This window comes from Photobacterium aphoticum (assembly GCF_001029435.1).
In the GTDB taxonomy this organism is placed as follows: Bacteria; Pseudomonadota; Gammaproteobacteria; order Enterobacterales; family Vibrionaceae; genus Photobacterium; species Photobacterium aphoticum.
Genome location: NZ_LDOV01000017.1, coordinates 131,588 through 153,615, shown reverse-complemented (window position 1 = coordinate 153,615; position 22,028 = coordinate 131,588). Strand labels below are relative to the sequence as shown.

Genomic DNA, 22,028 nt, shown 5'->3' with positions numbered 1-22,028 from the left:
AACGAAGAAGTAAGGTAAAACAATGAAGAAGAGCGTAATTGCGTTAATGGGTGTGGCCGCGCTAATGGGCGGTTGTGCACAAAAAGTGAGCTACGGTGACGCGCAGGCGGTAGAAACCACAACGATTGAGTTTGGTTCTACGGATCTGCAGAAGATTGCGGAAGAAATGACAGACAGCATGTTGTCATCCGGCTCGGTGGCGGCGATCACCGCTAACGGTAAACGTCCGATCATTGTGGTTGATAGCATTCGCAATAAAACCAGCGAGCACATTGATACCGAGTCCATTACCGATTCTGTCAGCACCCGTTTGTTGAACTCGGGCAAATTCCGTTTTGTGGACATGACCCGTGTGGAAGACGTGCGTAAGCAATTGGACTTCCAGAATAACGATCAGCTTGTGAACCAGAGCACGGCGATTCAGTTCGGTAAAATGGTCGGCGCACAGTACATGCTGTACGGCAACCTAGCGAGCATCGTGAAATCGGCGGGCAGCGATCAGGACGTGTACTACAAAATGACCATGCGCCTGATGGACTTGGAAACGGGCCTGATTGAATGGGCAGATGAAACCGAGATCCGTAAGCAAGCGTCAAAAAGCCTGCTAGGCTGGTAAGTTTGGAGTGATGGAGGTGGCGCGTTCATCGTCGCAGGCTGCATTAAAAGCACAGCTGCATCGCCTGTGGCCGGATTATCAGGTCATTGACGCGACACCACTCAGCGGCGGTCTCAGTAACCGCTGCTGGCGCGTCACCTTGCAACATCGCCAGACTCAAAGCCAGAAGCAGGCCCAAACCCAAACCTCGGCCGTGCAGACGTGTGTCTGGCGGCCCAGTTCTGCCGCCTCGACAGCGTTTGGTGTTAATCGTGAGCAGGAATATCAGCTGCTTGCATTGTTAAATCAAACACTGTTACATCAAACAGAGACGTCCTCTGCGGCACCGTCATTTCACTCCCTGACACAACGCATTTCTCCTGCGCCATTTTTGTATCATCAAGAAGGGGCATTAGTGACGTGGGTGGATGGCGAAACTGCCCCTTACGATTTGCCAATGGCGACCTTGCTGCGTGTGCAGGCACAGATCCATGCCTTGCCAGTCCCTGACTGGGCATTAGATTGCCGCCAACGCGCCCGTCATTATTGGGCTTATATGGCCGAGAGCGATAAAACACCCGCATTAACGGCGCTGTATCAGCACTTTCAAACGGTACGTACGTTACCCTCTCAGACGAAGACCTTTCCTGCTGCGTGTTGTCACCATGATTTAGGCGCGTATAACCTGATCCATCGCCTAGATGGGGGGTACACCGTGATTGACTGGGAGTATGCGGCGGCGGGCGATCCGTCACTGGATTTGGCCATGACCATCAGTGCCAATCAGTGGTCGCCGCAATCCGCTGTGACGGTATATTGCCAACAACGTGCGCAGTTAGGATTAGACGCATTAGCGTCACCGCAAACCTGGTTAGCAGCCGTACAAGCATGGTTGCCATGGTGCGATTATCTGGCCATGTTGTGGTATTACGTCGGCGCTCAGCAATGGGATAACGATGACTACCGCGTGCAGGCTAAGTGGCTACAACAAAAGCTGTTACATCCGGCAGTGTGATCCCGATTCCGTGACCTGTTCCTCTCTTCTTTGATCTCTTTTCTTGTCGTGGTCGCCTAGACTGAATCTAGGCATCATGGTGTACGTGTTGATGGTCTGCTTTTTGTATGACCGTGAATACGATAAGAAAAAGCAAGGGGGCAGGATGGCGCACAACCCAGTGACAGCATCAAGGTCGGCTTTATCAAGCTCGACAGCAATCCGGTTCTTTTCGACGGCCAGGCCGTACCGCATAGGGTGGTGTCTGATCGGGATGTTGGTGCTGCTGGCCGGGTGCACAACACGGTTTGCGTATAACAACCTCGACAGTTTGATTGCGTACCGCATCGACGATTATGTTGATCTTACTCGCCAGCAAGACAACGTGCTGGATCGAGAATTAACCCAAGCCCTACAGCGCCATCGCCAGCAGGGACTCCCGCCGATTCACCGTGCCCTTGATCGCTTACAAGCGGATATCCTTACCCCCATGACGTTTGCCCAGATTCGTCAGTATCATTATTTGTTTACGGGGATAGGGCAGAATGCCGCCAGCGATCTCGCCAAACCGTTAGCGGCGACCTTGTCATTATTGAGCGATCAGCAAGTGAGCCAGCTCAACCGTGAATTACAGCAGCGCTTTAATGAATGGGATAAAGAGCGGCGTGGGCTCAGTGAGGCTGAACGACTGAACAAACGCACTGAACGCCTGATTGATACCACCGAAGATTGGGTCGGGCGCACGACTCCGACACAACGGGCATTACTGAAAGAGCTGGCGGGCTACCAGTTGGAGATGTCGCCGACGTTTCTTGCCATGCGACAGCAATATTGGCAGCGCTGGCAGTCACTGCTTAAGACTCGGCGTCAGGCGGGGTTTGAAGCACAATTTTCGCAACTGTTGCGTGATATGATGGCCTTAAATAGCCCGTCACATCAGGGAAGTATGAATATGTACCTGAATCGCCGATTTGAGCTGATGTTGCGTTTACAACACTCGTTGAGTGATAAACAGCGGCAAACATTGAATCGTAAGTTGGTTAACCTGCGCAAAGACGTTGCGGTGCTGATTCAGCAGAAGTGAACTGAGGCATTGAAGCGGCACGACGTGGACAGATTGAGAACACTTCGTGAACACTCCGTGGACACTTCGTGAACACGACATAGGTCAACAAACCTTACAAAAAGTGTTAGATTTTACAGTTGGAAATGTTACCTTTACGTAACTCTGGCCTTAAGCCCCCTGTCTGATGCAGGATGTTTAGGCTTATTTGATGAAAGGTACCTGAACGGTTCTAGAATCCAGAAAGAAAAACAGGACGTTACTGATGATTATTTATTTACACGGCTATGATGCAACCAGCGCGGGCAACCACGAGAAAGTGCTGCAGTTGCAGTTTATTGATGATGTAAAGATCGTCACTTACAGTACGCAGCATCCCAAGCATGATATGGCACACTTGCTCAAAGAAGTGAGTGCCCTTGTTGAAACCCACGGTAAAGAAGACACCTTGATTTGTGGCGTGGGGCTAGGTGGGTACTGGTCTGAGCGTATTGGCTTTTTGTGTGGTATCAAGCAAGCTATGTTCAACCCGAATCTGCATCCGGAAGTCAATATGGAAGGTAAAATTGACCGTCCGGAAGAGTATGCGGATATTGCGACCAAATGTGTGTCTGATTTCCGTCTGCAGAACAAAGGCAATTGCTTGTTGTTCCTGTCGCGTCAGGATGAAAGCATGGACAACACGCTGTCAGCCAAAGAGCTCGAAACCTACTACGACGTGGTCTGGGATGACAACGAAACCCATAAATTCAAGAAAATCTCTCAACACTTGCAGACCTTGAAAGCCTTCAAAGCCTGATCGCCTCATGACCCCATGCTCATATGGGGTCTTCATTAAATCCTCATTCAATTCCATGCGCTAGCGCAATTTTTGCGGGCTTTTTTGAAATTATATCGATTTTTTTGCATTATTTGCTTTCAACCCTTACTGAATTATTAGATAATCGTCACACAAAATGTAAGGGGATGATGATAATCATCGCCAAAAGCCGGTGAGTTACCTTAATAATAAACGCGGCCAAGAGCACGCGATAACGACCATCAGGCTTTAAAAATAATAAGAAAAAGTAAGTAACGTTACCTACCTCCTACCTACAGCAGACGATGTAATACCCGTTTGTGCAATATCAATAGCACAATGCCTTTGTGTACACGTGAGAGCGTGTGAGCCGCCTTTGTCTGGCTCTTTTTAAGAGCGGCAGGCATCGCAGTTTGTTTCACAGGACACTGTGCTATTGGTATTAGTCAGTCAGCCAGCGCATGACCATCTTCATTTTAGGGATGAGATTTGGATGTAAGGCACTGAGCAAAAAGAATTTATATAAGTTATAAGAGGAAGACATTGTGAAGCGAATTATCGTAGTAGGCGGCGGCGCTGGCGGTTTGGAGCTAGCAACGAAACTGGGTCGTACACTGGGTCGTAAAGGCCGTGCAACCGTGACATTGGTAGACCGTAAAGCGAGTCACCTGTGGAAACCGTTGTTGCACGAAGTGGCAACCGGTTCGATGGATGCCGGTGTGGATGCACTTAGCTACCGCGCTCATGCAAAAAACCACTCTTTTGATTTCCAGATGGGTAGCCTGCAAGACATTGATCGTGAACGTAAAGTGATCAAATTAGCGGCACTGTACGACAAGCACGATGAACTGCTGCTCCCTGAGCGTGAGCTGGAATACGATATCCTGGTATTGGCGATCGGTTCGACATCGAATGACTTCAACACCCCAGGTGTGCGTGAAAACTGTATCTTCCTTGATAGCCCAGAGCAGGCGCACCGTTTCCGTACGGAAATGAACAACCAGTTCCTGAAGCTGCACGCGAACAAAGATCAGAAGACTGTAGATATCGCGATTGTCGGCGCAGGTGCAACCGGCGTTGAATTGTCTGCTGAGCTGCACAATGCAGTGAAAGAGCTGCGTAACTACGGTTTCGGTGACTTGGACAGCTCGCGTCTGAACGTGAACCTGGTCGAAGCGGGTGAGCGTATTCTGCCTGCACTGCCACACCGTATTTCTTCTGCGGCGCACACTGAGTTGACGAAGCTGGGTGTAAAAGTACGTACCGCGACCATGGTAACCAAAGCGGATCACACCGGTTTGACCACCAAAGATGGCGAGCACATTCCTGCTCAAATCATGGTGTGGGCGGCGGGTATCAAAGGCCCTGATTTCATGAAAGATATCGCAGGCCTGGAAACTAACCGTATTAACCAGTTAGTCGTGAAACCAACGCTACAAACCACGCGTGATGATGATATCTACGTGATCGGTGATTTGGCATCATGTGTTCAGGCGGACGGTAGCTTCGTACCACCTCGCGCACAGGCTGCTCACCAGATGGCAAGCCGTTGTTTCTCTAACATCGTAGCGAAAATGACTGATCGTGAGCAAAAGCCGTACGTGTACAGCGACCACGGTTCATTGGTATCGCTAAGCCGTTTCTCGACCGTAGGTAGCCTGATGGGTAACCTGACCAAAGGTTCGATGATGGTAGAAGGGCGTATTGCGCGCGTGGTGTACATCTCGCTATACCGTATGCACCTTGTGGCGTTGCACGGCTTCTTCAAAACCGGTCTGATGATGCTGGTTGGCCGTATTAACCGTGTATTGCGTCCGAACCTGAAACTGCACTGATTAGCAATGTGAATACTGTGTATTCAGTGACATAAAAAAACCGCCGAAGGGCGGTTTTTTTGTCTCTGTAATTTATCAACGTTGACGAACGTCGATGGAGAGAGGTAACTGACGTATTAGTTAATTTTGAATAACTCAACATCAAAGATCAGGGTCGAGCCCGGTTTGATCACGCCCATGCTGCGGTTACCGTAAGCCAATTCTGCCGGAATGAAGAAGCGTGTTTTCTCTCCTTCAACCATCAGCTGCACACCTTCTGTCCAGCCCGGGATCACTTGGTTCAGGCCAAACTGGATGGTTTCACCACGCTGTACAGAGCTGTCAAACACGGTGCCATCAATCAGAGTTCCGTGGTAGTGGACGGTCACTTTATCGGTCGCTTTCGGATGAACGGTGCCTGTACCTTCTTGCAGCACTTGGTACTGCAGGCCAGATGCTGTGGTTTTCACGCCTTCTTTGTCTTTATTTTCCAACAGGAAGGTTTGACCCAGTTGAATATTTTCCGCTGCCGCTTGCTTGTTGCTCATTGAGCGTTGAATAAACAGAATGACAAGGCCGATCAGGACGATGGTAAGAATAATTTTAAGCACGATGTGTCCTTACATATTGAAAAGGATGAACGCAATAGCGTTGGAATTGGGTATGCTGGAATAGTAGCAGAGCGATAGGGGGCTGAAAAGTCAGCGAAATCCCGTTACTGATACGTATTTCAATTTTATAAGATATCGGTGGGGATCAGTGAAAACAGTAACCCATTGACCACCTTATCATGCATGACGATACGATTACGGGCCGTGCATTCAAATTGTGCCCGGCAGGCAAGGGCAGTACGTTGACTGGCTAAATTGCCGGTGTGCGTGACAATTTCCAAGCGGGTGAGGCCGACGGTCAAAAACGCAAACTGGCTGATGGCCGCACAGGCTTCCGTGGCAAACCCTCGGCGTTGTGCGCTTTCGCGGATCCAATATCCCAGCTCTCCCGAGTTCCCTAATTCCGACAGGTTACTGAGTGCGGTGCTACCGACAAACTCGTCTGTTTCCCTATCAAAAATGGCAAACTCGTAACTCACGTCATAGAGCCAGTTTTGTTGACTGGCATGGATCCACTCGTGGGCATCATGCTGATCATAGTCAGGGGTGCACCAAGTGAGCCACGGAGAGAGTGCCTCTTGTGACGTATGGATGGCATCGACCAGTGAGAGAACGTCCGCATTTTTATAAGGACGCAGATACAAGCGTTCCGTCATCAATTCAAAGTCTAATTTCATGCCACCGCCAAACTGTCAGAAGATAAAGAGAAACCAGTCATTAGAATAAGTGAGCGCGTCAGAAATGCAAACAAAACGGGCGACCTGATGGCCGCCCGTTGGGTGTTGTATTGGGTGTGTCGTTTTCAGTATGAATAGCGCGCTATTACAGACGACGAATTTGGATGATCATACCCATTAATGGGTGGTCAATGTAGTGCATTTCATTGCTGCCCATCTGACGCTGCTGATCAAAGCGGTAAGATTTAAGGAATTCTTCCACTTCAACCTGCTTCTTCACTTCTTGCAGGTGGCCCACTTGTACGTTGCTGTTTGCAACAGCAGGATCAGCCGGTGTTAGCATTGGGTCGATACCGGTATTGTCCAGCGGTTCGGTACCCACAATTACTTCACGACGGCTTGGTTCACGCAGATCAATTTCCGCTTCCGTGAACAGGTAGTGCTGCACGTACACTTTCATTTTGCCTTCCAACTCGTGCAGGGCACTGCCTGACAGGTTGGTCGCGGCATCGCTAGCGGTGTTGGTCGCGCCGTTATCCGTGGTGATCACCATGCCACTATCGTCTGCTGCTGTCGTTGCCGTCGCAGAAGAGGCAGCCATACGTGATGTGCCATCTGGCAGGAACTGGCCAGAGAAGTCTTTACCGGCGGTGAAATGAATTTCAGGTGCAGCGGCTTTGCTTAAGTCCCCTTGGCGCCAGCCAAAGTGTGCCAACGGGGTAAAACCGGCGTGCTGTTTCAGCTTGTTGTATTCACCGTTCAGCTGGAAACGCGATGGCGACATTGGACGAATGCCACGGGCTTTCAGGCTGGCCGTGTCACCCAGATCAATGGCAGCGTTGTAATTGATGGCAGGCATTTGATCCGGCCATAACTCACTGACCTGCTCAGGCGCGATGTTGCGTTTGAACAGGATCACCTCGACATCGAATTGTCGTGCTAAACTTGGCCAACTAATGACGAAGAGCAGCAAATAAATCAGTTTTTTCAAGAGAATACTCCGCACTTAAGTGCCATCTATTATAGGGTGTTTTCAGCCAACTTTGTTAAAAGCTCGTCAACATACTTAATTCTATCCTTTCTGTCACTCATTGGCGCCATGACTTTGAGCTTAGTTGGGCCTTCCATCCGGTAATGCTGTGGCTGCGATTGCAATAGGCTGACCAGAAATCCCGGGTTGATCGAAGCATTTTGATTAAACTCGATAACCCCGCCTTTCTCGCCGGCTTCAATCTTACGCACGCCAATGCCTGCGGCTTTAAGCTTGATGGTGTTGAGTGCCAGTAAGTTAGTGGTCGCTTCCGGCAATAAGCCAAAGCGATCAATCAGTTCCACTTTCAGTTCTGCCAATGCGTTCTCACTGTCGGCGCTGGCAATACGTTTGTACAGCGACAAACGGGTATTGATGTCTGGAATGAAATCATCCGGCAGCAAGGCTGGCAGACGCAATTCCACCTCGGTTTGCTGACGCAGTAAGTCATCCAGTGCTGGCTCTTTGCCTTCTTTCAGCGATTCCACCGCTTGTTCCAGCATTTCCATGAACAGCGTAAAGCCGACCGATTGGATCTGACCACTTTGCTCATCACCCAACAGTTCGCCTGCACCACGAATTTCCAAATCGTGCGTGGCCAATGTAAAGCCCGCGCCCAAATCTTCCAGTGACGAAATCGCCTCAAGACGTTTCACCGCATCTTTGGTCATCCGCTTTGGATGTGGTGTTAACAGGTAGGCATAGGCCTGATGGTGCGAACGACCGACACGACCACGTAACTGGTGCAACTGCGCCAAGCCGAGGTGATCGGCACGGTTAATGATGATAGTGTTCGCGGTCGGGACATCAATCCCCGTTTCAATAATGGTCGTACAGACGAGCAGGTTAAAGCGTTGATGATAGAAATCGCTCATTATGCGTTCCAGTTCACGTTCACGCATCTGCCCGTGGGCAAAGGTGACGCGTGCTTCTGGAATTAACTTGCTCAGATCCTCGGTCATTTTCTCAATGGAGTCGACATCGTTGTGCAGGAAGTACACCTGACCACCACGCATCACTTCACGCAGTACGGCTTCGCGCACCAGGGCGTCATCGCTTTCACGCACAAAGGTTTTGATGGCCAAACGACGCGCCGGTGGGGTCGCGATGATTGACAGATCACGCATACCACTCATGGCCATGTTCAGCGTACGTGGGATTGGCGTGGCCGTCAGCGTCAGGATATCCACATCGGCGCGCAGCGCTTTGAGTTTTTCTTTCTGGCGCACACCAAAGCGGTGTTCTTCATCGACAATCAGCAAGCCAAGGTCGTGATAATCCAGAGAGGCATTCAGCAGCTTGTGGGTGCCGATCAGAATGTCGATTTTGCCTTCTGCCATATCTGCCAGAATCTGCTTTTGCTCTTTGGCGGTCTTAAAGCGAGATAACACTTCGACACGCACTGGTGTATTGGCAAAACGGTCACGGAAGTTTTCAAAATGCTGTTGTGCCAGCAGGGTGGTCGGCACCAGTACGGTAACCTGCTTGTTGTTGTCGACGGCGACAAACGCGGCACGCATGGCCACTTCGGTTTTACCAAAGCCTACATCACCACACACCAAGCGATCCATGGCCTTCGCCTGACACATATCCGACAGCACGGCATTAATCGCCAGCGCCTGATCGTGGGTTTCCTCAAACGGGAAGCCGGTGGTGAAATCCGCATAAGCCTCACGATCTAATGTGAACTTAAAGCCCGGCTTCATTTCACGCTTGGCGTACACGTCCAGCAGTTCAGCGGCCACGTCACGGACTTTCTCGGCTGCTTTACGGCGTGCTTTGGCCCAGGTTTCGCCACCCAATTTATGGATAGGGGCAGTTTCTTCAGCGCCACCAGAGTAACGGCTGATCAAATGCAAGGAGGCAACCGGCACGTACAGCTTGGCGCCGCCTTGGTATTCCAGTGTCACGTATTCGGTTTTGATGCCGCCGGCTTCAAGGGTTTGCAGCCCTTGGTAGCGACCAATACCGTGGTCAAGGTGCACGACGGGTTGGCCTACCTGCAATTCTGCCAGGTTGCGAATAATGGTATCGGCATTGACGCTTTTCTTCTCGTCGCTGCGACGGCGTTGTACCACGCGCTCACCCAGTAAATCGCTTTCACAGATCAGCGCGATAGCCGGATTATCCAGCACAAAACCTTGTTCTGCGGCACCGATCACTAAGGTGGTATTGCTGGGTGCGGCTAATGCATCGTTCAGTGAGGTACACACCATCGGGCGCAACTTGATACGCGCCAGCAAATCCAGCAGGGCTTCACGACGGCCTTCAGAGGCTACCGAGAAAATGATTTTCCCGCTGAATTGTTCGATAAAACGGCGCAGTTCGGCCAACGGCTCTTTGAGCTGGTGGTTAATGGTAAGCGCCGGTACCGGGCTCAGCGCCGGATTAAAACGACCGGCTTTTTCAGGCTCGGCGTCTTTGCGAATGCGTACCTGTGGCAGTTGTTTGAAATGGGTGAACATTTCTTCTTTGCTGAGCCACAAGTCTTTCGGTGGTAACAAAGGACGCAGGGGATCGACGCGGCGCTGATCGTAGCGGTATTCGGCATCGTTCAGGAATTGATCGACCGCAGGCTCTAACTGACCAATGGTGATCAGCAGGCTGTTGTCCGGCAGGTAGTCGAATAAGGTTTCCGTATGCTCAAAGAACAGCGGCTGCCAATATTCGATACCGGCAGGCCAGGTACGTTTGCTGACTTGCTGATAAATCGACTCCGGCTCACGGCGCGCTTCAAACTGTTCACGCCAGCGCATGCGGAAGCTTTCAATCGCCAACTCATCGGTCGGGAATTCGTGGGCAGGCAGCAGGCGAATTTGTTCGATTTCACCGGTTGAACGCTGGTTTTCCGGATCAAACTGGCGAATGGAGTCCACTTCATCGTCAAAGAAATCGATGCGGAAAGGCTGGTTGCTGCCCATTGGGAACAGATCCAACAGGGAACCGCGACTGGCGTATTCACCGTGCTCCATCACCTGATCCACATGGCGGTAACCGGCATTTTCCAGTTGCAGACGCAGTTTTTCCAGCGACAGGCGATCGCCGTTGCTCACTAACAGGGCGTGCTGCTGAATGAAGGCGCGTGGGCTTAAGCGCTGTAGCAAGGTGCTGATTGGCACTAAGACGACGCCGTCTTTTTGTTGCGGCAGGCCATACAGGCAAGACAGACGCTCAGAAATAATGTCCTGATGCGGTGAAAAGTTATCGTATGGCAGGGTTTCCCAGTCCGGGAATACCGTGACATGTTTTTGGGTGAACTGGCCGACTTCCGGTTGCAGGCGCAAAGCGGATTGGGTGTCAGGCACCACGGCCAGTAACGGCCCCTGATGGGATTCGGCCAATTCGGCAATGGACAATGCCAGTGCGGCCCCCGAAATGTTGCCGATGAATCGGCTGTCTCCCGCTTTTTGCGGCAAGGGGAGTGAGAGTATGGATTGTGCTTTCATGGCTTAGTGTTGATCTGATCGCTGTTGTGCGCGTTGGCGCAGCATTTTTTGTTGGAAGAATAGCGCGGCACGGATCAAGAGATCCTGATCGTCTTCCGTGAGTCGTGTGTAGCGCAAATGCACGGTAAATTGGTCGTTCTCAGCCTGACAATCAGCCACCTCGGCATAGGCATAAACGGCCGCTGCCGGGTTATCCAAAAAGATCTTCACGCGTACGGCTGTGCCAATCGGTAAGGCGACAGGCGAGGCGTAGGTCAGGCGGCTGGCCCCAAACGTGTGGGTGGTGAACCGCAGGGCGGGATCGTCCTGTTGCGCCAAGACAAAAGATAACAATAGGTTAATTTTGCTATTTTGGGCGGCCAGGTATTGGGTCAGGCCGGCGGTTTCTGGCTTGGAAAAGTGGATGAGGGCGCGTTCCAGCTCATCATCGAGGCTGCTGCACTCACGGGCAACACGAAAGAGTGGCGGTATTTCAGAGGGGAAATCCTGCAGCTCGGGCACGGTTTCGTGAGGCGCGAGCGGCGCGACGTTGATGGTCAATCCAGCATGGACTGAAAAATACTCGTCCTGATTCATGTTGCACTCGTTATAAATTAACTATTCTTCGATTATCACTTAGCTCTCGCTTAGGGGCAAGTCAGGGACGGTTAATGGTGTAATTTTAACCTCTGTTTTTACATTACTTTTGCCCGGTTGAATGGTAAAAGGTGCTGGCTCGGGGTATCCTTGCGAGCAGTCTTTTCTGGATGGTTTGTTGTTGAATCTATGTTTCATCCTGTTTCTTTTTTTATAGGGTTACGCTACCTGCGCGGACGATCTGGCGATCGCTTCAGCCGGTTTGTTTCCTATATGTCGACGGCCGGCATTACGATCGGTGTCTTGGCGTTGGTGACGGTGTTATCGGTCATGAACGGTTTTGAAGATCAATTAAAAGCCCGCATTTTGGGTGTGATGCCACAAGCGGTGATATCAGGGCCGGATGGCCACCTGACGCGCACGCCGCAGCCTCCTGCTTTTATTACTGACATGCCTCATATGGATATGGCTGTGCCGGTCACCCGTGGTGAAGCGGTGCTGCAAAGTGCCAGCTCATTGGCGGCGGGCATGCTGGTTGGGGTCGATCCAAATGAATTTGAACCGGTGAGATATTATGTCAACCGTGGCGAGCTGGATACCCTGACGCCGGGTAGTTACCGGGTGTTATTGGGCCAGGGGTTGGCAAATCAATTGGGTGTAGCCGTTGGTGATAAAGTGCGCCTGATGGTGACCAGTGCCAGCCAGTACACGCCTTTGGGGCGCATTCCGAGTCAGCGAAACTTTGAAGTCGCCGGTTTTTACAACACCGGTTCAGATGTCGATAACCTGCTGATGCTCACCAACATTGAGGATGCTGGCCGTTTGCTGCGTCTGAAAAAAGGTCAAATCACTGGTTGGCGTCTGTTTGTGGATGATCCGTTTGTGGTGTCAGAGCTGGCTAAGCAGCCATTGCCGGACAACATGGTGTGGTCTGACTGGCGTGAACAGCGCGGTGAGTTGTTTCAGGCGGTGAAGATGGAGAAAAACATGATGGGGCTGATGTTGGGCCTCATTATTGGTGTGGCGGCGTTTAATATTATCTCTGCTTTGATCATGGTGGTGATGGAAAAACAAGCCGAAGTCGCCATTTTGAAAACCCAAGGTATGACGAGTCGCCAAGTGTTGTTGGTCTTTATGGTGCAAGGGGCGAGCAGCGGGGTGGTCGGTGCGATCATCGGTGGCTTGCTAGGCACGGTATTAGCGATGAACCTGAACAGCGTGTTGTCTGTGACAGGTGGCAGTTTGATCATGGCGGGCGGTCGTCTGCCGGTAGTGATTGAGCCGCTGCAAATTTTGATTGTTATTGCTGGCGCGATTTTGTTGAGTTTGCTGGCAACGGTATTTCCATCTTATCGGGCGGCATCGGTTCGTCCTGCTGAGGCACTGCGTTATGAGTAAGTCGTTATTAGTTTGTCAGGGATTGCGTAAGATTTATCAAGAGGCGCAACTGGAAACCGAAGTGCTCAAAGGCGTAGGGTTTGAGTTGAATGCCGGTGAATTGGTGGCCATTGTGGGCTCATCCGGTTCGGGTAAAAGTACCCTGTTGCACCTGTTGGGCGCGTTAGATGAACCCACAGAGGGGGAGGTGTTCTTCAAAGGCCAGAAGCTGAACGCGATGAGCGCCAATAAGCAGGCGAAATTGCGTAATCAGGAAATCGGTTTTGTGTACCAGTTCCACCATCTGTTGGCGGATTTTAGCGCCGAAGAAAACGTGGCGATGCCGCTGTTAATTGGTGGTGTTCCTGCCAAACAGGCCTTGAGTCGCGCACAGAGCATGTTGGAATTAGTGGGCTTATCACACCGTTTGGCACACCGTCCGTCAGAACTCAGTGGTGGTGAACGCCAGCGTGTGGCGATTGCCCGTGCATTGGTGAACCGTCCGGCCTTGGTGCTGGCGGATGAGCCGACCGGTAACCTGGATCATAAAACCGCGTTGGAGATTTATGATTTGATGCGCAAGCTAAACAAAGAATCAGGCACAGCGTTTTTGGTGGTGACCCACGATAATGAACTGGCTGGCAAATTGGATCGCATCATGCATATGCAAGATGGTGAACTGGTTAGTGTAGAGGCCGCCTGATGATTCGACCGCTTTCGTTATTTATTGGTAGCCGATTCAGTCGCGCCAAGCAGCGCAACCGCATGGTGTCGTTCATCTCGATTTCCTCAATGCTGGGCATTGCAGTGGGCGTGGCGGTGATCATTATCGGCCTGTCTGCCATGAACGGGTTCGAGCGTGAGCTGCAAAATCGCGTATTGTCGGTGATCCCCCATGCGGAATTAGAGGCGGTACAGCCTCCGCTAACCCAGTGGCAGCCTGTGCTTGAGGCGGTTGAAAAGCATCCGCGTGTGACGGCGGCTGCTCCGTACATCGAATTCACGGCGTTGTTGGAAAAAGGCAACAGCCTGAAAGCGGTGGAAGTGCGCGGGGTCAATCCTGAGCAGCAACGCGCCGTGAGTGCGTTACCGGATTATGTGAAAGACCATGCGTGGGATCACTTTGATGCGGGTAAAAAGCAAGTCATTCTGGGACAAGGTGTGGCGGATAAACTGGGTATTGGCGTGGGCGATTGGGTAACTGCTATGATCCCGAATCCGGATCCAAGCCTGAAGCTTAAAGCCCCGCACCGTATCCGTTTGCAAGTGGCGGGTTTGTTAGCCTTGGCGGGACAGATTGACCATAACTTCGCGATTGTGCCACTGAAAGATGCGCAGCAGTATTTATCAATGGGTGAGGGTATCTCTGGCATTGAGCTCAACGTGGATAATGTGCTGGAAGCGCAGCAGATTGTGCGTGAAGTGGGGAAAACCTTACCGGTTTACGTATACCTGAAAAGCTGGAACCACAAGTACGGTTACCTGTACCGTGATATTCAAATGGTACGTACCATTATGTATTTGGTGATGGTACTGGTAATTGGGGTGGCGAGCTTCAACATTGTCTCTACCCTGATGATGGCCGTGAAAGACCGCGCTGCTGACATTGCGATTTTGCGTACCATGGGGGCGACCGATGGTTTGATCCGCTCTATCTTCATTTGGCACGGCATCTTCTCGGGTGTGATTGGTAGCCTGATAGGTTCCTTGTTGGGCTCATTAGTGGCGGTGAATTTAACCAGTATGCTGCGTGGCCTGGAGCAGATCGTGGGGCACAAATTCTTGTCTGGAGATGTGTATTTCGTGGATTTCTTGCCGACCCAGTTGGCCGTTCACGATGTCGTGCTGGTTACGGTCACCGCTGTCGTGTTGAGCTTTTTGGCCACCTGGTATCCGGCAAAACGCGCCAGCGCCTTACAGCCTGCTGCGGTGTTGAGTGCGAAGTAACGGCAACTTCTGATAGCCAGCGGACAGGATATGTAAAGCGACTCACATCATCCTGTCGGCTTTAATCATTGTTGCAGTGCGCATTGCTATCACTGTGCGGTTATGGCCGACAGGCATTGCGTGATGAGGATGCCTCAGATACAACCCCATGAACGAAAAAAACCTCGCAGTGCGAGGTTTTTTTATGGCTGTCGTTTCACCGTCAAGGAGACGTGATGCGTGTGCAGAAAATGGAGACAGAAAGGTATTAACGCAGCACGCGGAATTTACGTTTTTGCCAGCTTCTGACCACGGAATAACGCCATAGGCCACGAATGCCGAAATAGCCGATCAATGCACAGGTCACGCCGGTGACAAAGCAACCCAGCAGGAAGGGAGGACCGATTTGGTTCATTTGATGGAGCAAAAACTCCCACGACAATTCAAAGTGAAAGGCTTGATGAGGCGTACTCATCAACCAGGCACCCACCTTATACGCGCCGTAAAACAGAACCGGCATGGTGATTGGGTTGCTGATCCACACCAGACAGACCGACAGGGGCAAATTCACACTGAACAAAATGGCAAGGCCTGCCGCCATGATCATCTGGCTTGGCAATGGAACGAAGGCCATGAACAGGCCGACCGCAAATGCCCCCGACGCCGAACGGCGGTTCAAACACCACAGATTAGGGTTATAGAGAACGTTGCCAAAAATTTTCAGCGCTTTTTGACGCTTGATCAGCTCGTGGCTTGGCATGAATCGTTTAATGACGTGTCTAGGCATTGTATTTCTTATTTCTACGGGCTGCGCTGACATGATGCGTTGCGCAGCGGGGATTGCACTTGGACTGTTATCACTGCATTTCTGGCCATCACTTCCAGAGTATAATGCGTTTGTTACCGTCGTGATGATAGGCAGCATAGTGTTAGCGTATTTCCGTCAACGAAGTTTGATCTGGGTCGCTGTCGGTGCGCTGTTGGCGAATATCGCCGCAACATCCTATGTCCAAAATGTCCAATTAGCTGCATTCGAGCCTGAGAATACTACCATAGTTGGGGAGGTTCGTAGCCTATTAAATCCAAACAATAACGTTACATTGTTTGAATTTACCAGTGAGACAAGGGGTAACCCACCGAACGAGACGGTGTTCTCATCCCGTTTGCAATTGCGTTGGCAGCAGGGTGTGCCGTCGCCGGTCATGCGGCAGGGTGAGCGCTGGCAATTGACGGTCAAACTCCGGCCGCCTCATGGCCGGGTCAATAGTGCGGGCTTTGATCGCGAGCGGCATTTTGTCGGTAAAGGGATCCATGCATCGGGGATTGTGGTTGCCGGTACGCGCCTCAGTGCCAATAAGGGTCTTCAGGCATGGCGACAGACATTGTTTGAGCGGGCGGTACAGCAAACTGACGGACTGGCACAGCAAGGCTATTTATTGGCATTAGGGTTCGGGTTTCGTGATGCGTTAAATGATCATGACTGGGCGTTATTGCGTGACAGTGGCTTAGCGCATTTGATGGCTATTTCCGGCTTACATATCGGTTTGGCGGTGATGCTGGGCTGGTGGTTGGGCGGTGGCATCCGATTTTTGCTCGGGGATCACGCGCGCTGGCAATGGTGGCCGTTGTGGGCTGCCATTGTGTGCGGCGCCGGTTATGCCTGGCTAGCGGGGTTCAGTCTGCCCACGCAGCGTGCGTTAATGATGAGCGTGCTTGTGCTTTGTCTCTTGCGCGGAGGTGTGCGATGGCCTGGCAGTCAAGTGATGGTGGTGGTGTTTGCCATCAGCTTAGCGCTCAACCCTTTAGCGTCTTACTCTGCCGGCTTTTGGCTGTCATTCTCGGCGGTGTGGGTGATTTTGTTTGCGTATACGCTGGGTATTGGGCGGCGTGAGAGCCAACAAGTACAAGGGCAGGGGTTGGAAAGTGTAGACGACAATCGTTGGCCGCGTTGGATGCGCGCGATTAAAGCGATGGCTTGGATGCAGGTGGCCTTACTGCTTTTTATGTTGCCTGTGCAATGGCTATGGTTTGGCGGTTTTGCCCCATTGGCTCCGATGATTAATTTTATTGCGATTCCTTGGGTGAGCATGGTGACGGTGCCATTCGTGTTGGCCGCCATTGTGTTGTCTTTTTGGGAGACGGCCGCCGTGGTGCTTTGGCAGGCGGCTGATTTCTCGCTATATCCGGTGTTGTCATTGGCTTCGCTAGCGAGTGAACAATGGTGGCGTATTGCTCAGTCACAACTGCCTTTGGTGTTTGGTCTCGTTCTCGTTGGTGGGTTACTTTGGTTACTGCCGTGGCGGCGCGCCAAGGTGTTGCTACTGGTATTGCTCGGGATCAGTACAGTATGGGCGTTGCCGCCAGAACGTAGAGGGCGTGTCATTCCCTCATCTGCGCTCTCTTCTTTTTCTTCATTTCAGTCAGCCCAACCTTGGCAAGTGGATATGCTGGATGTCGGTCATGGACTTGCCATCATTATTTCTCGTGGTCAGCAGGCGGTGGTGTATGACACCGGTGATCAATGGCCGATGGGTAGCATTGCCAGCAGTGTGATTGAACCGGTGTTAAAAGCGCGGGGGATCACGCAACTGGATGGCCTGATCCTCAGTCATGCCGACAGTGATCATGCTGGTGGGGCGGCGTATTTATCCGAGCGCTTTACCCCGGGTTGGCAACGGAGCAGCGATGAACGTGCGGGCTATTTACCTTGTGTGCGTGGTGAAGCCTGGCACTGGCAGGGGCTGTCTTTTGAGGTACTGTGGCCGCCAAAGCGAGTGAAACGCGCCGCCAATCCGCATTCCTGTGTGATCTTGATTTCTGATGCGTCGGTCGCTACTGAGCATGCTGCCAGTGTGCTCTTGACGGGCGATATCGATGCGATTTCCGAGTTGCTGCTTGCACAGCAATATCCAGACTTGCAGGCCGATGTCGTGTTTGTTCCGCATCATGGCAGTGCAACCTCATCGACAGCCACGTGGTTATCGGCGATGCAGCCACAATATGGCCTAGTCTCCGTGGCGCGATACAGCCCTTGGGCGCTGCCGGCTCCATCGGTAAAACAACGCTATTTGGCGCAGGGCGTGGAATGGCTCTCAACCGCAGAAGCGGGGCAGGTGAGCTTGCGTATTGCCGGTCGAGACATTGATGTGGTGCGCTACCGGCAGGACAAAAGAGCCGCATGGTACCGATCCGCAGCGTTGTCAGCGAGTCCGTCATGGATGGCGTGGTTAGATGGGCTGACGAAGAGGAGGGAGGGGATCAATGAAAAAGCGGCTGAAAAACCAGCAGATTAGAAAAAGGATCGGTGAACTTATTTGGTGCCTTGGCGCGAAACGAGTAGAATGTGAAACATTGACTTCAAGAAATAATGGTTTCCATGACACAACCCAACGATCAAACCACTTGGGAAACGTTTAAGCGCTTATGGCCGTCGATCAGTCTGTATAAAACCGGACTTGCTGCAGCTGTGGTCGCCTTAATCCTTAACGCCGCAAGTGATGCGCTGATGCTTTCAATGATTAAACCGCTAATGGATGAGAGCTTTGGTGGGATAGACAGCATTGAGTCGAACTTCCTCGCCATGATGCCGATTTACCTATTGGGTCTGATGATCCTGCGTGGTGTCAGCGGCTTCGTTTCTACCTACTGCCTTTCTTGGGTATCTGGCAATGTCGTCATGAGCATGCGCCGTCAGATGTTCAATCATTTCATGAAAATGCCTGTGGGCTTCTTTGATAAAGAATCCGCCGGTAAGTTACTTTCCCGCATTACTTACGACTCCGAACAAGTGGCGTCGGCAACCAGCAGTGCCTTGGTGAGCCTGGTACGTGAAGGTGCCACCATTATCGCCCTGATGGCCATCATGTTTTACAACAGCTGGCAGTTGTCTGCCATCCTGCTTGTGATTGCGCCGGTTGTGGCCGTGAGTATCCGCATTGTCTCTAAGCGTTTCCGTGGCATTTCAAAGAATATGCAGGACGCGATGGGTTCGGTGACCTCTTCTGCTGAGCAAATGCTAAAAGGCCACAAAGTGGTATTGAGCTACGGCGGCCAGCAGATTGAGCAGGAACGTTTTGAGCAAGTGAGCAACCGCATGCGTCAGCAGACCATGAAGTTGGTGTCTGCGCAGGCGATTGCCAACCCGGTTATTCAGGTGATTGCGTCATTGGCACTGGTTGTGGTGTTGATCCTTGCCAATACTGACAGTCTTCGTGAGTCGCTAACGCCAGGTACGTTCGCGCTGATCTTCGGTTCTATGTTCGGCTTGATGCGCCCACTGAAAGCACTGACTAACGTGACCTCTCAATTCCAGCGCGGTATGGCTGCGTGCCAGACACTGTTTAGCCTGATGGAACTGGAAACAGAGAAAGATCACGGTGAACATGAAGCAGAACGCGTAAAAGGCGATATCAAGGTGAAGGACGTGACATTCACGTACCCAACCAAAGATGCACCTGCATTGCGTAATGTGAGTTTTGATTTGCCTGCCGGTAAGACGCTGGCTTTAGTGGGTCGTTCGGGCTCGGGTAAGAGTACCATTGCAAACCTGTTGACCCGTTTCTACGACATCGATTCCGGCACCATTGAGATTGATGAGCATGATATCTGCCACTACAAATTAGCGAACCTGCGTGAGCAAGTGGCCGTGGTATCGCAGAACGTGCATTTGTTTAATGACACCATCGCGAACAACATTGCTTATGCAAGTGGTGATCGTTACAGCCGAGAAGACATTGAAAAAGCCGCTAAACTGGCCCACGCTATGGACTTCATTAATGGCATGGACAATGGTCTAGACACGGTAATTGGTGAGAACGGTGTGAGCTTGTCTGGTGGTCAGCGTCAGCGTATTGCAATTGCCCGTGCCTTGTTGCGTGATGCCCCTGTCCTGATTTTGGATGAAGCGACTTCCGCGCTGGATACTGAATCAGAACGTGCGATTCAGTCGGCACTGGATGAACTGCAGAAAGACCGTACGGTCTTGGTGATTGCGCACCGCTTGTCGACAATTGAAAACGCAGACCAAATTTTGGTGGTGGATGACGGTGAGATCATCGAACGTGGTGTTCATGCCGATCTGATCGCCCAGAACGGTGCGTATGCCCAACTTCATCGCATTCAATTTGGTGAGTAATGGCCTCCATCGTTGAAAAAATGTGGTTCGAGTCCCATCCGCTCGGGTGGGTTCTCTCTCCCGTGCTATGGCCACTGAGTAAGCTGTTTGGCTTGATCAGTCGTCGCCGCCGCCAGCAATATCAATCCGGTCAGAAAGCCGTTTATCGCGCCAAAGTGCCGGTTATCGTGGTCGGGAATATTACCGCTGGCGGCAATGGTAAAACCCCCGTCGTGGTCTGGCTGGTGGAACAACTGCTGGCCAAAGGGCTCAAGCCGGGCGTGGTCTCACGTGGGTATGGTGCTAAAGCGCCACATTACCCGTACCGTGTGACCGACAGCAGTACCACGGCCGAGGCGGGTGATGAGCCTGTTTTGATCTACCGCCGCACAGGAGTGCCTGTTGCCGTTTCACCCGTACGTGCTGATGCGGTGGCGATGCTGGAATCTGAGGTGGATGTGATCATCACCGATGATGGCCTGCAGCATTACGCCTTAGCCCGTGATATCGAAATTGTGGTGATTGACGGTCAGCGCCGTTTTGGTAACCAACAATTGATCCCTGCCGGCCCCTTACGTGAAGGCTGTGAGCGCCTGCAAGAGGTGGATTTTCTGATCTGCAATGGAGGTGACGCGCAAGCCGGAGAAATTCCGATGCATTTAGCGCCATCAGCCCTGATTAACCTGCAGTCAGGGGCGCGCTGTGAGGCGAACACACTGAACGGTGACGTGGTTGCCATGGCGGGGATTGGGCATCCTCCCCGCTTTTTTAATACATTGGCATCATTGGGTGTACAGCCGGTGGTGTGCCAGCCTTTTGCGGATCACAAAGCGTTTTCCGAACAAGAATTACATCAGCTGTCTGCACGCGGACAGCATTTGCTCATGACTGAGAAAGATGCGGTGAAATGCCACACTTTCGCGCTGCCAAATTGGTGGTATCTACCGGTTGATGCTGTGTTACCGCCAGAGCAGGCTGAGCGTTTGATTAACCGGATAATTAAGGTGAAGGAAGAATATGGATCATCGTCTGCTTGAAATCGTTGCTTGCCCAGTATGTAAAGGCAAGCTTAACTTTGATAAAGAGAAAAATGAGTTGATCTGCAAGTTTGATCGTCTCGCATACCCAATCAAAGAGGGCATTCCGGTTCTGCTTGAGCCTGAAGCGCGTACGTTAAGTTCGGATGAGGTGAAATAATGTCATTTACCGTCATTATTCCAGCCCGTTACCAGTCAACCCGTTTGCCGGGTAAACCGCTGGCGGATATCGGTGGTAAGCCGATGGTGCAGTGGGTGTACGAGCAGGCAAGCAAAGCCGGTGCACAACAAGTGATTGTTGCGACCGATGATCAGCGCATTGTCGACGTGGTAAAAGGCTTTGGTGGTGAAGTATGTTTGACCCGTGCGAATCATGAATCAGGCACAGAGCGCTTGGCTGAAGTGGTGGAAAAATACCAATTGCCAGCGGATCACATTGTGGTGAACGTGCAGGGCGATGAGCCGTTGATCCCGGAAACCATTATTCGTCAGGTGGCGGATAATTTGGCAAACAGTGTCGCTCCGATGGCGACACTGGCGGTCGAAATTGATCACGCCGATGAAGTATTTAACCCGAACGCAGTAAAAGTCGTGACGGATAAAGACGGCTACGCGCTGTACTTCAGCCGTGCATCGATTCCATGGGATCGCGATAACTTTGCCAAGCGTCCGCAGGAAATTCACCGTAACCTGCTACGTCATGTGGGTATTTATGCGTACCGTGCGGGCTTTATCAATACCTACATCAACTGGGAGCCAAGTGCACTGGAGAAAATCGAGTCACTGGAGCAACTGCGTGTGTTGTGGTACGGCGAGAAAATCCATGTGGATGTCGCGATTGATGCGCCACCGGCAGGTGTTGATACACCAGAAGATCTGGAAAAAGTTCGACAGTTAGTCAGCTAAGTCTGATTAACAGACCTTGTTATTGCTGAGAAGGCGATAATCATTCCTCAAAAAGCGGCACATC

At 51.6% G+C, this 22,028-nt stretch carries 19 protein-coding genes; 13 read left to right on the top strand and 6 right to left on the bottom strand.

Annotated features, from left to right (window positions below; translation table 11 throughout):
• Nucleotides 1-22: 22 nt before the first annotated feature.
• The 5 genes from lpoB (at nucleotide 23) to ABT58_RS09700 (ending at nucleotide 5,286) form a co-directional block, all read left to right on the top strand.
• A complete protein-coding gene (gene lpoB, locus ABT58_RS09725; RefSeq protein ID WP_047874196.1) occupies nucleotides 23-616 on the top strand; it encodes a penicillin-binding protein activator LpoB in 594 nt (197 codons plus the stop codon).
• 16 nt (nucleotides 617-632) lie between these two features.
• On the top strand, nucleotides 633-1,610 hold the full coding sequence (locus ABT58_RS09720) for a phosphotransferase (RefSeq protein WP_158261722.1): 978 nt from the start codon (nucleotides 633-635) through the stop codon (nucleotides 1,608-1,610).
• Nucleotides 1,611-1,755: 145 nt separating this feature from the next.
• Nucleotides 1,756-2,673 (top strand): DUF6279 family lipoprotein, encoded by a 918-nt coding sequence (locus ABT58_RS09710; protein WP_169749958.1) that lies wholly within the window; start codon nucleotides 1,756-1,758, stop codon nucleotides 2,671-2,673.
• A gap of 244 nt (nucleotides 2,674-2,917) precedes the next feature.
• Entirely contained in the window at nucleotides 2,918-3,451 is a 534-nt protein-coding gene (gene ycfP / locus ABT58_RS09705; protein ID WP_047874192.1) for an alpha/beta hydrolase YcfP, read from the top strand.
• A 545-nt stretch (nucleotides 3,452-3,996) separates the two neighbouring features.
• On the top strand, nucleotides 3,997-5,286 hold the full coding sequence (locus tag ABT58_RS09700; protein ID WP_047874191.1) for an NAD(P)/FAD-dependent oxidoreductase: 1,290 nt from the start codon (nucleotides 3,997-3,999) through the stop codon (nucleotides 5,284-5,286).
• A 116-nt stretch (nucleotides 5,287-5,402) separates the two neighbouring features.
• On the opposite strand, the gene ABT58_RS09695 is transcribed toward ABT58_RS09700, so the two are convergent.
• The 5 genes from ABT58_RS09695 to ABT58_RS09675 all read right to left on the bottom strand — a co-directional run bounded on the left by ABT58_RS09695 (nucleotide 5,403) and on the right by ABT58_RS09675 (nucleotide 11,605).
• Nucleotides 5,403-5,876 (bottom strand): BamJ family beta-barrel-assembly machinery protein, encoded by a 474-nt coding sequence (locus ABT58_RS09695; protein ID WP_047874190.1) that lies wholly within the window; start codon nucleotides 5,874-5,876, stop codon nucleotides 5,403-5,405.
• A 125-nt stretch (nucleotides 5,877-6,001) separates the two neighbouring features.
• Nucleotides 6,002-6,553, bottom strand: a complete 552-nt coding sequence (locus ABT58_RS09690) for a GNAT family N-acetyltransferase (protein WP_047874189.1) — start codon at nucleotides 6,551-6,553, stop codon at nucleotides 6,002-6,004.
• A 145-nt stretch (nucleotides 6,554-6,698) separates the two neighbouring features.
• Nucleotides 6,699-7,544, bottom strand: a complete 846-nt coding sequence (locus tag ABT58_RS09685; RefSeq protein WP_047874188.1) for a peptidoglycan binding protein CsiV — start codon at nucleotides 7,542-7,544, stop codon at nucleotides 6,699-6,701.
• Between the two features lie 29 nt (nucleotides 7,545-7,573).
• Nucleotides 7,574-11,029, bottom strand: coding sequence for a transcription-repair coupling factor (gene mfd / locus ABT58_RS09680; RefSeq protein ID WP_047874187.1), 3,456 nt, complete (start codon nucleotides 11,027-11,029; stop codon nucleotides 7,574-7,576).
• Between the two features lie 3 nt (nucleotides 11,030-11,032).
• The gene (locus tag ABT58_RS09675) at nucleotides 11,033-11,605 is read right to left on the bottom strand and encodes a hypothetical protein (RefSeq protein WP_047874186.1); all 573 of its coding nucleotides are present in this window, start codon (nucleotides 11,603-11,605) and stop codon (nucleotides 11,033-11,035) included.
• Between the two features lie 189 nt (nucleotides 11,606-11,794).
• Between ABT58_RS09675 and lolC the strand changes: the two genes are divergently transcribed.
• From lolC to lolE, 3 genes are read left to right on the top strand one after another with little or no spacing between them, the layout of a single operon-like run.
• Nucleotides 11,795-13,003 carry a lipoprotein-releasing ABC transporter permease subunit LolC gene (gene lolC, locus ABT58_RS09670; protein ID WP_047874185.1) on the top strand — a complete coding sequence of 403 codons (1,209 nt, stop codon included), beginning with the start codon at nucleotides 11,795-11,797 and terminating at the stop codon, nucleotides 13,001-13,003.
• On the top strand, nucleotides 12,996-13,685 hold the full coding sequence (gene lolD, locus ABT58_RS09665) for a lipoprotein-releasing ABC transporter ATP-binding protein LolD (RefSeq protein ID WP_047874184.1): 690 nt from the start codon (nucleotides 12,996-12,998) through the stop codon (nucleotides 13,683-13,685). The genes lolC and lolD overlap by 8 nt, the downstream gene beginning before the upstream one ends.
• Nucleotides 13,685-14,929, top strand: coding sequence for a lipoprotein-releasing ABC transporter permease subunit LolE (lolE, locus tag ABT58_RS09660; protein WP_047874183.1), 1,245 nt, complete (start codon nucleotides 13,685-13,687; stop codon nucleotides 14,927-14,929). Before lolD ends, lolE begins: the two co-directional genes overlap by 1 nt.
• Nucleotides 14,930-15,176: 247 nt before the next feature.
• Here the strand turns inward: lolE and ABT58_RS09655 are convergent, their stop codons facing one another.
• A complete protein-coding gene (locus ABT58_RS09655; protein ID WP_047874182.1) occupies nucleotides 15,177-15,695 on the bottom strand; it encodes a DUF2062 domain-containing protein in 519 nt (172 codons plus the stop codon).
• On the opposite strand from ABT58_RS09655, the gene ABT58_RS09650 reads away from it, so the two are divergent.
• The 5 genes from ABT58_RS09650 (at nucleotide 15,667) to kdsB (ending at nucleotide 21,964) form a co-directional block, all read left to right on the top strand.
• A complete protein-coding gene (locus ABT58_RS09650) occupies nucleotides 15,667-18,201 on the top strand; it encodes a DNA internalization-related competence protein ComEC/Rec2 (protein WP_308428522.1) in 2,535 nt (844 codons plus the stop codon). The genes ABT58_RS09655 and ABT58_RS09650 overlap by 29 nt on opposite strands.
• A gap of 83 nt (nucleotides 18,202-18,284) precedes the next feature.
• The gene (gene msbA, locus ABT58_RS09645) at nucleotides 18,285-20,042 is read left to right on the top strand and encodes a lipid A ABC transporter ATP-binding protein/permease MsbA (RefSeq protein ID WP_047874181.1); all 1,758 of its coding nucleotides are present in this window, start codon (nucleotides 18,285-18,287) and stop codon (nucleotides 20,040-20,042) included.
• Nucleotides 20,042-21,058 (top strand): tetraacyldisaccharide 4'-kinase, encoded by a 1,017-nt coding sequence (gene lpxK / locus ABT58_RS09640; protein ID WP_047874180.1) that lies wholly within the window; start codon nucleotides 20,042-20,044, stop codon nucleotides 21,056-21,058. Before msbA ends, lpxK begins: the two co-directional genes overlap by 1 nt.
• Complete coding sequence (locus ABT58_RS09635) at nucleotides 21,039-21,218, top strand: Trm112 family protein (RefSeq protein WP_047874179.1); 180 nt, start codon at nucleotides 21,039-21,041, stop codon at nucleotides 21,216-21,218. Before lpxK ends, ABT58_RS09635 begins: the two co-directional genes overlap by 20 nt.
• Nucleotides 21,218-21,964, top strand: coding sequence for a 3-deoxy-manno-octulosonate cytidylyltransferase (kdsB, locus tag ABT58_RS09630; RefSeq protein ID WP_047874178.1), 747 nt, complete (start codon nucleotides 21,218-21,220; stop codon nucleotides 21,962-21,964). The genes ABT58_RS09635 and kdsB overlap by 1 nt, the downstream gene beginning before the upstream one ends.
• The last annotated feature ends 64 nt before the right edge of the window (nucleotides 21,965-22,028 follow it).